This is a genomic window from Halosimplex amylolyticum, from assembly GCF_051414035.1.
Classification (GTDB): domain Archaea; phylum Halobacteriota; class Halobacteria; order Halobacteriales; family Haloarculaceae; genus Halosimplex; species Halosimplex amylolyticum.
Window position 1 is genome coordinate 71,382 of record NZ_JBLKNW010000006.1, and the last position, 13,592, is coordinate 84,973.

Consider the following 13,592-nt stretch of genomic DNA (forward strand, 5'->3'; position numbering starts at 1 on the left):
GTCAGATCCCTCCAGTCGCCGTCGTAGTGGTGCCGCCGGTGCCATCGTCGCCGTCGCCCTCGTCGCCGCCTTCGACCGACTTGGCGTGGCGGGCGCGGACCCGCGGGTTGAACACCCGGTCGGCCCCCTGCGCGAGCAGGGTCAGTCCGAGCGCGAGGACGATGATCGTCAGCATCGGCATCAGCAACCAGTGAAACGCCGCGGGCGAGGAAGTCGCCCCGGCGCGATTCACGGCCGCGTTCATCATGACGCCCCAGTTGACGCTGTTGTACGGCAGGACGCCGAGGAAGTACAGCCCGACCGACCCGAAGATGACCGCGCGGGCCTGCCGGACGAAGTTCATCGTGATGTACGGCATCAGGTTGGGGATGATGTCGCTCCCGATGATCTTCGGTGACGGGATGCCCATGATTCGCGAGGCCTCGACGTACTCGGCGTCGCGCAGCGTCAGCACCTGCGAGCGGATGGCGCGTGCCAGTCCCGCCCAGGCGTTGACGGTGATCAGGACGCCGATAACCGCCGGGTTGCCGTCGATCTGCAGCGCCGCCGCGAGGACGATCGTCAGCGGCAGGCCCGGGATGGTCATCATCACGTCCGTGATCGTCATCAGGACGCTGTCGACGCGCCCGCCCTTGTAGCCGGCGAGCGTGCCGGTGGCCGTCCCGAGGACGACCGTGAACACCGCACCGGCCGTGATCATGATCAGCATCGACGGCGTCGCGTAGACGACCTGCGAGAGGATGTCCACGCCGGACGCAGTCGTCCCCAGGGGGTGTTCCAGCGTCCGGAAGGCGCCGACGAGGTAGCCGCCCTGGTTCTGCGTCGGCTTCGCGACGAGCTTCGGGCCGACGATGCCCATGAACAGGTAGAACGTGACGATGACGACGCCCAGGCGCGCTCGCCAGTCGTCCCAGACGATACGGGCGGGCGCCAGCAACTTCTCGTCGAACCACTGCCGCCGGCGCTCCTGGGGGGTGAGCGACACCTCCGCCATCTGTTCGAACTCCGAAACCGACCCGCCGTCAGAGCGGAGCTCTGACGAGGCTCGCGCCCCACTGGGGCGCTCACCCCCGTCCGCGGCGACTCGGCCCTTCCGCCCGTGGCCGGTGACGGCCCGGGAAACGCGACCGGAATCGTCCGCCTCGACGAACTCCTCGGCGTCGAGGGCGTCGTCGTTGCCGGCGATGGCGTCGAAGGTCGGGTCTTCGGTGCCGTCGTGGTCGTCCCGACCACCGTCGAAGTCGTCTCCGTCGTCAGTAGGACTCACGCGAGGCACCTCCCTTGGCGCGCGGGTCGAGGATCCCGTAGGTCAGGTCGGCGATGGTGATGCCGATGACCATCGCGACCGTGATGAGGATGAACCCGCCCATCATCAGCGGGTAATCGCGCGCTTCGATCGCCGTGATCAGGTAGAACCCGACGCCCGGGTACGCGAAGATGTTCTCGATGATGACCGCCCCGCCGAAGACGGTGCCGATGGCGATCATCAGGCCGGTGTACATCGGCAGGATGGCGTTGCGCGCGACGTATCGAAGGGCGATCCGCCGCGTCGAGAGGCCGCGCAGGCGCGCGACGCGGAGGTAATCCTCGCCGAGGACGCGGATGGAGTTACCACGCATCGACAGGGCCCACCCGCCGAAGCCGACGACGGCCATCGAGAAGATGGGCATCGCGCCGTGGTGGAGCACGCTCAGGAGGAAGGGGACGTTGAACCCCGGCGTCAGTTCCGAGGCGTAGCGCCCGCCGGTCGGGAAGAGCTCCTGTCGGTAGCCCAGGTAGGCGACCAGAAGCAGCGCGACGACGTAGCCGGGCGTGGAGTTGAGCACCAGCCCGACCCCCGTCGAGCCCACGTCGAACTTCGACCCCTCCTTGTAGGCCATGACGGCGCCCAGCGACACGCCGACGATGAACGCGAGGAACAGCGCCGACGCGGTCAGGAAGACCGTCCACGGGATGGCCGGGCCGATGATGCTCGCGACCGGTTCCTCGAACCAGATCGACTGGCCGAAGTCGCCCTGCAGGATCGCCGTCATGTAATCGAAGTACTGGACGTATATCGGTTCGTTCACGGCGATGTTGGTCTGCGCGGCGATCCGGCGGTTGATCTCGGCCATCGTCATGGTGCTGCCGCCCTGCTGGATCATCTGCGCCCGCAGGTAGTCGAGCGGGCCGCCAGGCAACAGCCGGATGAGGCCGAAGCTGGCCGACACCACCACGAAGACGGTGAGGATTGATTGGCCGATCCGCTTCAGTACGTAGCTCATGAGTCTGGGTTACTCGCTTGCGGTAGAGAGCGCAGACACAAGGTCCCCGGGGACGACGGTGTCGCCGTCGCGGATCTGGTCGTGGAGCACCGGCGACTCGAACTCGGTCGGCAGGTTCCACGCGTTCTTCGCGTCCCAGCTGTCGAACAACCACTGGAAGTGGAAGTACGGATGGGACTGGTCGTAGGACGCCCAGCCCTGCAGCCCGACGACGAAGTCGCCGTTGCTGTAGTCCTGTCCCCAGTACGTCGAGGTGTCTTTCATCTTGGCCTGCGCGTCGATGCCGAACTCCCTGAGCTGGGAGACGACGGTCTCGGCGCCCGCCACCCAGTCGGAGAAGCCCGACGGCCCCTTGATCGGGATCGTCAGCGGATCGCCGTCCTTCTGCCAGGTGCCGCCGCTCTTCTCGTAGCCGGCGTCCTGGAGCAACGAGGCGGCCTTGTCCGTCTGCACGGATCCGCGACCGTAGGTGTCGAACTCGTCGACGACGCCTTCGAGCCAGGCGCCCTCGATCTGGCCGTTGAACTCGCCGGTGAGGCCGCTCGGGTAGGTGACGGCGATCTTCGAGTTCGTGCCGGCACCGGAGTTCTTGGCGACCGCTTCGCGGTTGACGACGTGCGCGATGGCCTTGCGGACGCGCGGGTCGTCGACGGGCGACTTCTCGAAGTTGAAGACGAGGCCCAGCCCCCAGTGGCGCGGGATGAGGCTGACCTGCACCGAGTCGGGGAGCTGGTTGAGCTTGTTCGACGGCATGAACAGCGTCGCCGAGCCGTCCGTCTCCTCGTTGATGAGGGAGTTCCAGCGTCCCTGGTTCTCCGGCTTGTAGAGGTACTCGACCTCGGAGTAGTTGATGTTGTCCGCGTCCGGGTGGTCGTCGTACTTCGTCAACAGGGTGCGCCGGGTGTCGGCGTCCTCGAACTGGAAGGGACCACAGCCGACCGGATCGGGCGTGGTGTCACTGGTGAGGTCCGAGAGCGCCTGCGAGCGCTCGTCCTCGGACTCCGCCTCGTCGAACGCGGCGACGAACTCGCCGTAGGTGCCGTCGTGGGCGACGAGGTACTTCGGCTGGAGGTACGCCAGCAGGATGTCCTCGTTGACCTCCTCGGTGAGGGTCAGTTCGACGGTCGTGTCGTCGGCCGCGACGACGCGCTCGGAGACCTTGCCCTTGTCCTCGGGCGCGACGAACTGACCGAGGCTCCCGCCGTTGTAGATGTCGAGTTTGATCTGGTTGGCCACGTCCGTCGCGGTGACGGCGTCGCCGTTGTGCCAGGTCTGGCCCTCGCGGACGTTCAGCGTGAGCGTCTTCCCGTCCAGCGAGTGGTCGCTGATGACGTACCCGGAGTACTCCTGGGTCGCGAGGTTGTACTTCATGAACCGGTCGAACAGCATCCGGCGCGCCTCGCCGAAGTTCTTCCCGTTCCAGGGGTTGTACTGGGAGTCCTTGGGGACCGCCCACTGGGCGAACGTCAGGCGGTCGTCGTCGGAACCGTCCTTCCCGGTCCAGTCGCCCGAGCGCGGCAGCCACTCGGTCGGCCAGTAGAGCTGGAGTTTGTCGCTGTCCTTCGACGGAACCGACCAGTCGTCGGTCGTCTGGAACGACTGCGCCAGCTTCTCCTGCAACGGGAGCACCGGCAGCGTCTGGTTCGTCACGTACGCGAGCTCCTGGATGGTCCCCAGGGACTCGCTGTCGACCTGCACCGGCGTCGCGGTCTCGGTCGGCGTGTCGGTCTCGTCCGACGACCCGCCGTCGCCGCCGTCGCCGCCGTCGCCACCGTCACCGCCGTCGCCCGGGGTGTCCGTTTCCACTGCCGACTGTCCACCACAGCCCGCCAGGCCGGCCGCGGCGCCCGTCGCGCCGAGCAGCTGCATCATCCGTCGGCGCGACAGCGGCGTTCGGTCCGAACCGTGTTGCTGATTATCAGACATCGCTCGTTCAGGAACATGAAGGACCATGCAATAAAAATTGTGGTTGAAGTCGTTCTTCAAAATCCTCGTCAGAATTAAGTGGGTCGTTCCTCTCGATACTGACGAGCGAAGTCCGCGCCGGACTTCCAGACACTACTCATGACGAGCAAGCAAGCGATTCGAGGACAAAAGCTAACCGCCCGACCGGAGCGGGATGCAGCCGCTTTCGGCGGTGGACGTTCGGCCCCGTCGACCTCGACGGTCGGTGAGTCGCGATGAGCCAGGTCGACGACCCGGTCTGGTGGAAGGAAGCCGTCGTCTACCAGGTCTACCCGAAGAGTTTCGCCGACAGCGACGGCGACGGCGTCGGTGACCTGGAGGGGTTGATCGACCGCGTCGAGTACCTCGACGACCTGGGGGTCGACGCCGTCTGGCTCAATCCGGTGTACGAATCGCCGCAAGCCGACAACGGCTACGACATCAGCGACTACCGTGCCATCGACGACCGGTACGGCGACATGGCCGACTGGGAGCGCCTGCGCGACGAACTCCACGAGCGGGGCATCCGCCTGATCACGGACCTCGTCGTCAACCACACCTCCGACGAACACGAGTGGTTCCGGAAGTCCCGTGACGAAGCGGACGGATACGCCGACTACTACCACTGGGTCGAGGGGCCGCCCGACGAACCCCCGAACAACTGGCAGTCAGTCTTCGGCGGGCCGGCGTGGTCCTACGACGACGAGCGCGAAGCCTGGTACCTCCACCTCTTCGACGAGCGCCAGCCAGACCTCAACTGGCGCAACCCCGACGTCCGCGAGGAGGTCTTCGACATGATGCGGTGGTGGCTCGACCGCGGCATCGACGGCTTCCGCATGGACGTCATCAACATGATCTCCAAGACCGAGGGGCTGCCCGACGGCGACCCCGACGCCGGCCTGACCGGCGCGGAGCACTTCATGAACGGCCCGCGCGTCCACGAGTACGTCGGCGAGATGGTCGATGCGGTCCTCGACGACGAGGAACTCCTCGCCGTCGGCGAGACGCCCGGCGTCTCGGTCGAAGACGCCAGACAGTACGTCGGCCCGGACGGCGACGGGCTCTCGATGGTCTTCCAGTTCGAGCACGTCACCTTCGACCACGACGAGCACAAGTGGGACGCCGGCGACCCGTCGCTCCCCGAGTTCAAGCGGATCCTCGCGAAGTGGCAGCAGGGGCTGGCCGAGGAGGGCTGGAACAGCCTCTACCTGAACAACCACGACCAGCCTCGGATGGTCTCGCGGTTCGGGTCGGACGGGAAGTACCGCCGGAAGTCGGCCAAACTGCTGGGTACGCTGACGCACACGCTCGGCGGCACGCCGTTCGTCTACCAGGGCGAGGAGATCGGCATGACGAACGCGCCCTTCGAGTCCCGCGACGCCCTGCGCGACGTCGAGGCGTTGAACTACGTCGACGCGGCCATCGAGGACCCCGACGTCGACGCCGCGGCCTACGAGGACGTCCGGGAAGCCGTCGAGGCGATGTGCCGCGACAACGCCCGGACGCCGATGCAGTGGTCCGACGACGAACACGCCGGGTTCACCGACGGCGACCCCTGGATCGACGTGAACCCCAACTACACCGATATCAACGTCGAACGGGCGCGCGAGGACCCCGACTCGGTGTTCCACTACTACCGCGACCTGATCGCCCTGCGCGAGCGCGATCTGCTCGTCTCCGGCGACTTCGAACTGCTCGCCCCCGACCACCAGTCCCTGTTCGCGTACACGCGAACCCTCGACCGTGACGGTTCCGGCGCGGAGACGGGCGATTCCGGCGCGGAGACGGGCGGAGACGCCACCGAGTCGGCTGGCGACGAACGCGGGCGCGCACGGGAGCGCGCACTCGTCCTCCTCAACTTCGACGACGAGCCGACGACGTTCGACGTGCCCGGGGGCGCCGCGTTCGACGGGCTGGAACTCGCGCTCGCCAACGACGAGGCGCCCCGGGTGCCGGGTCGCTCGATCGACCTCGGTCCGTGGGAGGCCCGCGTCTACCTGACGCCGCGTACCGACGCCGCGACCGACCTGACGGAGACCAGCACTGATCCATGACACAGACGATGTCCATCGACGAGAGCCGCATCGACCGCGACTGGTGGAAAGAGGCAGTCGTGTACCAGATCTACCCGCGGAGCTTCAACGACAGCGACGGAGACGGCGTCGGGGACATCCCCGGCATCACCGAGCGCGTCGACTACCTCGACGACCTCGGGGTCGACGTCGTGTGGCTCTGCCCGGTCTACGACTCGCCCAACCACGACAACGGCTACGACATCCGCGACTACCGCGCCATCATGGACGAGTTCGGCGACATGGCCGACTGGGAGCGGCTGCGCGACGCCCTCCACGACCGCGACATGAAGATCATCATGGACCTCGTGGTCAACCACACGTCGAACGAGCACGAGTGGTTCCAGCGCTCCCGCCGCGAGGAGGGCGAGTACGCCGACTACTACCACTGGGTCGAGGGCTCGCCCGACGAACCCCCGAACAACTGGGAGTCGCTGTTCGGCGGTCCGGCGTGGTCCTACGACGAGGAACGAGGGGCGTGGTACCTGCACGTGTTCAACGAGAACCAGCCCGACCTCAACTGGCGCAACCCGGACGTCCGAACGGCCGTCACCGACGTCGTCACGTGGTGGCTCGACCGCGGCATCGACGGCTTCCGCATGGACGCCATCAGCCACCTGTCGAAGCCGGAGGGGTACCCGGACGGTGACCCCGACGAACACGGGCCGCTCGGGTCCGAGCACTACACGCTCGGCCCGCGCCTGGGCGAGTACCTCGACGAACTCGGCGCGGTCATCCCCGACGAGGCGATGACCGCCGGCGAGATGGGCGGCGCCTCGGCCGCGGACGCCCGCGAGTACATCGAGCGCGGCGACTGCCTCGACATGGTGTTCCACTTCGACCACCTCGGCGTCGACCAGGGCGGCGACTGGACCGGCGACGACTGGGGCGAGTGGAGCCTCCCCGAGTTCAAGGAGCTGATGACGCGAAACCAGCGCGAGGTCGCCCGCGAGACCTGGGAAGCGCTGTTCCTCGGCAACCACGACCACCCCCGCATCGTCTCGCGGTTCGGCGACGAGGCCTACCGCCGCGAGTCGGCCAAGCTCGTCGGCACCTTCCTCCTGACGATGCGCGGGACGCCGTACCTCTATCAGGGCCAGGAGATCGGGATGACGAACACCGAGTTCGAGAGTCTGGAGGAGGTCGACGACGCGATGACCGTCGGCATCGTCGAGGACCTGCTCGCCGACGGCGCCGTCGACTCCTTCGACGAAGTGCGAACGGCCGTCAACTACCGCAGTCGCGACCACGCGCGCACCCCGATGCAGTGGGCCGCCGCCGACCGCGCCGACTTCACCGACGGCGACCCGTGGCTCGCGCTCAACGACAACTACACCGACGTCAACGTCGAGGACGCCGTCGCCGACACCGAGTCGGTCTGGAACCACTACCGCCGGCTGATCGAGCTCCGCCGCGAGGACCCCGCGCTGGTCTACGGCGACTACGAACTGCTCGCCCCCGAGGACGAGCAGATCTACGCCTACACCCGCCACCTCGACGGCGAACGGCGGCTCGTCGTCTGCAACTGGTCGGCCGAGCCGGCGACTTTCGAGTCCGACGGCGTCGCCGCGAGCGACGCCGAGGTCCTGATCGGTAATTACGACAGCGCACCCTCCGATCCCGTCGACGCGCAGTTCCGTCCTTTCGAGGCAGCCGTCTACGAGTACTGAGACCGCGCAGAGACGGATCCCCCGGCGACCCCGGTGATCTGGCCTCCGACCGCCCGATGGTCTGAACGCCGACGGCTCGATGGTCTGAACGCCGACCGCCCGATGGTCTGGGCTCCGACGGCCCGATGGTCTGAACGCCGACCGCCCGATGGTCTGAACTCCGACCGTCCGGCGCGTCGCCCGACGGCCGGACGATGCCATGGCGCGGCGTCCGCACAGGCGGCCTACCGTTATTTCCCTCGTTCGCCTAGCCTGGTGTATGACAACGCTCGGCAGACGCCGGTTCCTCGCGACCGCGAGCGCGCTGGGTGCCGGCGTCGTCGCCGGCTGTGGTTCGCTCGGGCCCTGGTCGAGCGCCGGCGCCGACGGGGGCGACGAAGCGGTCGATACCCGCGACGCGCCGGAGACGGGGAGCGACGGCGGTGGATCGACGTCCACTGCCGACGCAGACCAGACCGCCGGCGACCGGGCTCGGGACCCCACTGATTCGGTCCCCACGGCGGACGAGACGCTCCCGCTGCCGGCGTCGCCTGCGGACCTCACGTCGGAAGCCCGGTCGGGCGGTCCGTCCAGGGACGGCATCCCGTCGATCGACGAACCGTCGTTCGTGGACGTCGACGACGCGTCGTTCCTCTCGGCAGGGGATCCGGTGTTCGGCGTCGCGCGCGGCGACACGGTCAAAGCGTACCCCCAGTCGATCCTCGTCCACCACGAGATCGTCAACGACACGGTCGACGGAACGTCGGTCGCGGTGACCTATTGCCCATTGACCGGCACGGTCCAGGGGTTCGAGCGGGGCGACACCACCTTCGGCGTCTCCGGCCGACTGATCAACAACAACCTGGTGATGTACGACCGGGCGAGCGAGACGTGGTGGCCGCAGATCCTCGCGACGTCGGTCCCCGGCCCGTGGAACGAGGACCCCCCGACCGCGTCGCTCCGGGAGTTCCGCCTCGTCTGGACGACCTGGGAAGCGTGGCGCGGGCGCTATCCCGGCACGCGAGTCCTGTCAACGGACACCGGCCACGCGCGAAACTACGGCAGCGACCCGTACGGTTCGTACGACCCGAAAGGGGGCTACTACGCGAACGGGAGCACCCTCTTCCCGAAACTGAACGAAGACGACCGATACGAGCCGAAACGGGTGTTCATGGGAGCCCGAACGCCGGACGGTGCGGTCGCGTTCGAGAAGGAGTCGCTCCTGTCGGCGGGGACGATGGCCGGTGAACTCGCTGGGGCTCCCATCGTCGCCGTCGCCGACCCGCGGCTCGCGACCGGTTACGTCTACCTGAACCCGGACGAGCGGGCGTTCGCGCTCGAAGACGGGCGCGTCCGCGGCGGCGGGGAGACGTACGCACCCGACGAGTTGCCACTGACGCGGGTCCACGCGTTCGACGCGATGTGGTTCGCCTGGAGCGGCTACTACCCGGACACGAACGTCTATGCCTGAGCCGACGAGCGACGACGGACGCGGCCCGGTCGCCGCCTTCCGGGAGGCCCTCTCCCGGACGCGAACGAGTGCGACGCTCCCGTTCCACCGCCGCGACGCGGGCCTCGTCTTCGTCGCGACGAGCGCCGCGTACCTCGTCCTCTATCTCTACGCGCTCGGCCATCTCGCTCCCGGGATCGGTGGGTTCGGCGTGACGATCGTCGACGACGCGGCCGCGAGATTCTTCCGACCGGCGCTGGGCCCGTTCTCGTTCACGCCGGTCGCCAGCGTGCGGCTGGGGCCGGTGACGTACCTGTTCTCGTTCGACACGGTCCTGGGCGCGGGCGTCGCCGGGCTCGTCGGCCTCAACGTCGCGCTGACCTATCTCGCCCGGACGCGGCCCGCCAGTTGCGGGATCGACGGGTCTTCGGCGGGGGCGCTGGCCGGACTGCCCGCGCTCCTGTCCGGAACCGCCTGTTGCGGCCCGGTTGTCCTGATCGCGGTCGGCGTTCAGGCGTCGGGCGCCCTGCTCACTGCCTTCCAGTTCCTGCTTCCGGCCGCGGTGGTCCTGTTGCTGGCCGGTCTCGTGCTCGTGAGTCGGCACGTCGACCCCGCGGCGACGTGACCGCCCCCGGACGCCGTGTCATATCCACTGGCGACTGCAGCCGGTTTGACGGTCGAGACCGGCTGCGTCGGCGCTCGTCACTGACGAACACGCTTTCTAGCTATTTGGGACATATCATGTCTTCTCACTAGTAAGTCTTATCTAACCCTCGGATGCGTATTAATTCATGAAGAGGAGAAATTTTCTCCACCTTGGGTGTATTGTTGCTTTGCCTTTCCTTTCTGGTTGCAATAATACAAGTGAAACCCCGGCTGATGATTCTGGAACAAGCCCTACTGTTTCGGAAAAAGAAAAGTGTTCAAAGACATCCACAAAAGAAGATCCTCGGGAGCCATACGACGAATTATCTATTTTTCAGGTCCCGAACTACGTTAGTGAATATGAAACTGTAGCGATCATCGGATATAACGAATTAGATTCGGGCGCTCAACGCGCCATCGATCAAGCACTATCTACAAACAAGACGTATGTAGATTGTATTAACGATGGAACGGAGGTGAAAAAATTGTTCAATAACATTGAACAGGTATGGGGGCCGTCAGCTGACGATTTATATGATTCGACCTACATCTCATACGATGATAATCACTACGCAATTCGGATAGTACAAGAGGGGGACAATGTGAAAGTCGATTCGATTCCGTGTACCGAAGAATCCTGTCCGGCCACGCCGACACCGCCGTCGTGACCGACATTGCTCTGAGTAGAGAAACTCACTTCGCGTTCTGAACCGCTTCTCCAGGCCTCCGAGTCAGTCGGAATCCCCATAGCGCTGATAGTTAAGTCCTAATTTACATATCCTCGCCTTGGGCTCAAATTGCGTAAGAACCTATTCGTCGTCGACAACACCGGGCAGGCGGACCTGGCGGCGATCATCGCACACGCCTTCGAGACGAAGGCGGTCACGGATGGGTACTACAGCTGGACACTGCTGGAATAGGGTGTGCCGACGGCCGTCGTTCGATATAGCGGTATAGAATTCATCGCCGCTTTGGTGGCAGCTCGTCGTGAGCGGTTTCGAGCCGTCGAACGCGGCCGAACCGGCGTCTCAGTCGGTGCGTCGGTGGTCGTTCTCCGGTTGGTGCTCGGTCTCGTCGCCGGCGTACAGCGAGTAGGTCAACACGGCGAACCCGCCGGCGGTGAACGCGCTCTGGACGGTCGCGGCCACGGGGAGGTGAACCCGGACGACTCGGTGGAGCGTGCCGCCGAGGATGGCGCCGACGGTCACGAGGCCGATGCCGAGCGCGAGCGCGCGGAGGGCCGGGTCACTCGTCCGACGGTACGCCCGCCAGGCCAGGCCGGTCAGGATCGTCCCGAACAGCAGTGTGGTCGCCTTGGTCAGAGCGAGGGCGAAGGTAATGTCGAACACGGGTGGTCACTCTGTTCGAGTCCTACCGGCGTCGACAGGTTATACCCGGACACCCGTTCTCAGGGCGTGGGAACGAGACCGAACAGACGGCGAGAATTACTCGGAGTACAGCGAGTACACGATGACGGCGAACCCGATGGCAGTCAGTGCGCTCTCGAGGACCAGCGCGATGTCGGCGACGGCCCTGTCGCTCAGCGCCGCCGTGGTGATCGGGATCGACTCCGCCGAAAGCAGCGAGAACCGCAGCAACTGGTCCACGAGTCCCGCGAATAACGTCCCCAACGTGACGATCCCGAACCCGACGGCGAGGTACCACAGCGGTCGCGCGCCGCTCCTGGAGTAGGCCTTGTAGGAGAAGTACGTGATGAGCCCTCCAAGCAGGAGGGTTATCGTCTTCAGTGCGACGAGTATCGTTGTTGCGTGCGGGCTCATGTTTCTTTGCGCACCTCCGACCACAGCGATTCGAGGCGCTGGTCCGGGGTCCGAGGCTGTCGGGCGATCTCTGTCTCGAAATCGCGTTCCTCGGTCAAAGAGATGACGACTTCCTCGAAGTCGACCTCGTAGATGCTGGCGTGTTGTCCGTCGGGGCGGATCTCGGTCCCCTCGAACAACAACTGGGCTTCCTCGAGGCGGTCGATCTTCCGGTAGGTCGTCGACAGCGGGATGTCGCTTGCCTCGGAGATCTCGCTGGCCGTCATGGGTTCGTTCAGCGCCGTGACGATCGCCCGACAGTCCGGGTCGTCCAGCGCGTCCAGGACGTCCTGAAGGTCCGGCGCCTCGTCGTCCGCGAACGGGTCACGGACCATTCCTACCCCTCACTTACCCGACGACCGTTATAATCGCACCGACACGCGACGGCCACGCACCGGCGCGAGACGGCGAGAACGTCCGCGCCAGACGCCTCACCCATCTAACACGTTTCGGACATGTTCGGCCCGGTTCCCTGTCCGTCAGGGCCGACCGTCCGCCCGGACCGGGTCTTCGGCGTCGTCCCAGGGGAGCGGTCCGTCGTACTCCGGCGGGACGTAGCCACAGAGCGGGTCGCTCGCCAGGGGGTCGCCGGTGTGGGCGTACGCCCTGGAGCGGCTCCCGCCGCAGACCTGCCGGAACGGGCAGGCACCGCACTTCCCGCCGAGGGCGTCGCGGTCCCGGAGTGATTCGAACAGGTCCGACTCGCGGTACACCTCGACGACGTCGTCCGCGGGCACCGTCCCCGCCGACTCCGGCAGGAACCCCGAGGGGTACACTTCGCCCGTGTGACTCACGAACGCGAAGCCGTCGCCGGCGATGACGCTCGCGCGGCGGTTCTCGGCGTCACTCGGACCGCCCTCCCCGTCCGCTCGCGTCTCCGCGGCGGCCTGTCTGCGGACGCGGCGGTAGTGGGGCGCTTCGGTCGTCTTCAGGCCGAACGGGGCCTCGTCGGCCACGTCGGCCAGCCACTCCATGACGCGCTCGGCGCGGTCGGGCGGAATCGGGTCGAGCAGGCGGCCGCGGCCGATGGGGACGAGGAAGAAGACGCTCCACAGCACCGCCCCGAGGTCCGCCACGCGGTCGCGGATCGCGGGCAGCTCGTCGACCGTGCTGGCACAGACGGTCGTGTTTATCTGGAGCGGAACGCCGGCCTCGCGAGCCTGCTCCGCCGCCCGCATCGTCGACTCGAAACTCCCCGATTCGCCGCGGAAGGCGTCGTGACTGGCGGCGTCCGCGCCGTCGAGACTGAGCGCCATCCGCCTGAGCCCGGCGTCGGCCAGCGACTGGATAGCCTCGGCGTCCAGTTCGTCGGTTCCGCTGGGCGTCAGCGACATCGTGAGTCCGCGGTCGGTGCCGTAGTCGACGAGTTCGACGAGATCCGGGCGTTTCATCGGGTCACCGCCCGAGAGGACGACGAGCTGGCCGTCGCCGAACGCCGCGGTCTGGTCGAGCAGTCGCTTGCCCTCCGCCGTCGAGAGTTCGTCGGGGTGGCGGGCGGGCTGTGCGTCCGCTCGACAGTGGTCACAGGACAGCTCGCAGGCCTGTGTCACCTCCCAGATCAGGACGAGCGGGCGCTCGGCGGTGTCGACGGGGGGTCGCATCAGCGCCACCTCCGCGGACCGCGGTCGAGCGCGGCCGCTCGCTCCCCGTCCGGCAGTCCGTGGCCGTCGACCCTTCGTCCCGCGCGAATTCCGGTCATCGTGGTCGAATTCGGTTCGGACGACCTAAGCGGCCGGCCGCGTTCCCAG

General features: G+C 66.7%; 13 protein-coding genes. 6 read left to right on the top strand and 7 right to left on the bottom strand.

The features are described 5' to 3' along the window. Nucleotide 1 precedes the first annotated feature (1 nt). Genes ACMGFE_RS20080 through ACMGFE_RS20090 form a run of 3 tightly spaced genes read right to left on the bottom strand, consistent with a single transcriptional unit; the run spans nucleotide 2 to nucleotide 4,190 of the window. Nucleotides 2-1,267 (bottom strand): ABC transporter permease, encoded by a 1,266-nt coding sequence (locus tag ACMGFE_RS20080; protein ID WP_436927058.1) that lies wholly within the window; start codon nucleotides 1,265-1,267, stop codon nucleotides 2-4. Beyond that, the gene (locus ACMGFE_RS20085) at nucleotides 1,254-2,264 is read right to left on the bottom strand and encodes an ABC transporter permease (protein ID WP_436927059.1); all 1,011 of its coding nucleotides are present in this window, start codon (nucleotides 2,262-2,264) and stop codon (nucleotides 1,254-1,256) included. Before ACMGFE_RS20085 ends, ACMGFE_RS20080 begins: the two co-directional genes overlap by 14 nt. 9 nt (nucleotides 2,265-2,273) lie before the next feature. Next, the gene (locus ACMGFE_RS20090) at nucleotides 2,274-4,190 is read right to left on the bottom strand and encodes an ABC transporter substrate-binding protein (RefSeq protein WP_436927060.1); all 1,917 of its coding nucleotides are present in this window, start codon (nucleotides 4,188-4,190) and stop codon (nucleotides 2,274-2,276) included. Nucleotides 4,191-4,444: 254 nt separating this feature from the next. Between ACMGFE_RS20090 and ACMGFE_RS20095 the strand changes: the two genes are divergently transcribed. The 6 genes from ACMGFE_RS20095 (at nucleotide 4,445) to ACMGFE_RS20120 (ending at nucleotide 10,944) form a co-directional block, all read left to right on the top strand. After that, entirely contained in the window at nucleotides 4,445-6,262 is a 1,818-nt protein-coding gene (locus ACMGFE_RS20095; RefSeq protein ID WP_436927061.1) for a glycoside hydrolase family 13 protein, read from the top strand. Next, nucleotides 6,259-7,950, top strand: coding sequence for a glycoside hydrolase family 13 protein (locus tag ACMGFE_RS20100; protein WP_436927062.1), 1,692 nt, complete (start codon nucleotides 6,259-6,261; stop codon nucleotides 7,948-7,950). Before ACMGFE_RS20095 ends, ACMGFE_RS20100 begins: the two co-directional genes overlap by 4 nt. A gap of 259 nt (nucleotides 7,951-8,209) precedes the next feature. Then, nucleotides 8,210-9,400 carry a DUF3179 domain-containing protein gene (locus tag ACMGFE_RS20105; RefSeq protein WP_436927063.1) on the top strand — a complete coding sequence of 397 codons (1,191 nt, stop codon included), beginning with the start codon at nucleotides 8,210-8,212 and terminating at the stop codon, nucleotides 9,398-9,400. After that, on the top strand, nucleotides 9,393-10,004 hold the full coding sequence (locus ACMGFE_RS20110; RefSeq protein ID WP_436927064.1) for a hypothetical protein: 612 nt from the start codon (nucleotides 9,393-9,395) through the stop codon (nucleotides 10,002-10,004). Before ACMGFE_RS20105 ends, ACMGFE_RS20110 begins: the two co-directional genes overlap by 8 nt. Before the next feature lie 166 nt (nucleotides 10,005-10,170). Further along, nucleotides 10,171-10,692, top strand: a complete 522-nt coding sequence (locus ACMGFE_RS20115; protein ID WP_436927065.1) for a hypothetical protein — start codon at nucleotides 10,171-10,173, stop codon at nucleotides 10,690-10,692. A 129-nt stretch (nucleotides 10,693-10,821) separates the two neighbouring features. Continuing rightward, nucleotides 10,822-10,944: a hypothetical protein gene (locus ACMGFE_RS20120; protein ID WP_436927066.1), complete on the top strand. Its 123-nt coding sequence runs from the start codon at nucleotides 10,822-10,824 to the stop codon at nucleotides 10,942-10,944. Nucleotides 10,945-11,052: 108 nt separating this feature from the next. Here ACMGFE_RS20120 and ACMGFE_RS20125 read toward each other — a convergent pair whose 3' ends face one another. From ACMGFE_RS20125 to ACMGFE_RS20140, 4 genes are all read right to left on the bottom strand, one after another. Continuing rightward, nucleotides 11,053-11,373, bottom strand: a complete 321-nt coding sequence (locus ACMGFE_RS20125) for a DUF7521 family protein (protein WP_436927068.1) — start codon at nucleotides 11,371-11,373, stop codon at nucleotides 11,053-11,055. A 96-nt stretch (nucleotides 11,374-11,469) separates the two neighbouring features. Continuing rightward, nucleotides 11,470-11,805 carry a DUF7521 family protein gene (locus ACMGFE_RS20130; RefSeq protein ID WP_436927069.1) on the bottom strand — a complete coding sequence of 112 codons (336 nt, stop codon included), beginning with the start codon at nucleotides 11,803-11,805 and terminating at the stop codon, nucleotides 11,470-11,472. After that, on the bottom strand, nucleotides 11,802-12,179 hold the full coding sequence (locus ACMGFE_RS20135) for a helix-turn-helix domain-containing protein (RefSeq protein WP_436927070.1): 378 nt from the start codon (nucleotides 12,177-12,179) through the stop codon (nucleotides 11,802-11,804). The genes ACMGFE_RS20130 and ACMGFE_RS20135 overlap by 4 nt, the downstream gene beginning before the upstream one ends. 144 nt (nucleotides 12,180-12,323) lie before the next feature. Then, complete coding sequence (locus ACMGFE_RS20140) at nucleotides 12,324-13,445, bottom strand: TIGR04053 family radical SAM/SPASM domain-containing protein (protein WP_436927071.1); 1,122 nt, start codon at nucleotides 13,443-13,445, stop codon at nucleotides 12,324-12,326. Nucleotides 13,446-13,592 lie beyond the last annotated feature (147 nt).

Coding starts and splice junctions, on each gene's coding strand:
- ACMGFE_RS20085 (WP_436927059.1), bottom strand. CDS start 2,264: ATGAGCTACGTACTGAAGCGGATCGGCCAATCAATCCTCACCGTCTTC.
- ACMGFE_RS20100 (WP_436927062.1), top strand. CDS start 6,259: ATGACACAGACGATGTCCATCGACGAGAGCCGCATCGACCGCGACTGG.
- ACMGFE_RS20105 (WP_436927063.1), top strand. CDS start 8,210: ATGACAACGCTCGGCAGACGCCGGTTCCTCGCGACCGCGAGCGCGCTG.
- ACMGFE_RS20110 (WP_436927064.1), top strand. CDS start 9,393: ATGCCTGAGCCGACGAGCGACGACGGACGCGGCCCGGTCGCCGCCTTC.
- ACMGFE_RS20095 (WP_436927061.1), top strand. CDS start 4,445: ATGAGCCAGGTCGACGACCCGGTCTGGTGGAAGGAAGCCGTCGTCTAC.
- ACMGFE_RS20090 (WP_436927060.1), bottom strand. CDS start 4,190: ATGTCTGATAATCAGCAACACGGTTCGGACCGAACGCCGCTGTCGCGC.
- ACMGFE_RS20130 (WP_436927069.1), bottom strand. CDS start 11,805: ATGAGCCCGCACGCAACAACGATACTCGTCGCACTGAAGACGATAACC.
- ACMGFE_RS20135 (WP_436927070.1), bottom strand. CDS start 12,179: ATGGTCCGTGACCCGTTCGCGGACGACGAGGCGCCGGACCTTCAGGAC.
- ACMGFE_RS20115 (WP_436927065.1), top strand. CDS start 10,171: ATGAAGAGGAGAAATTTTCTCCACCTTGGGTGTATTGTTGCTTTGCCT.
- ACMGFE_RS20140 (WP_436927071.1), bottom strand. CDS start 13,445: ATGCGACCCCCCGTCGACACCGCCGAGCGCCCGCTCGTCCTGATCTGG.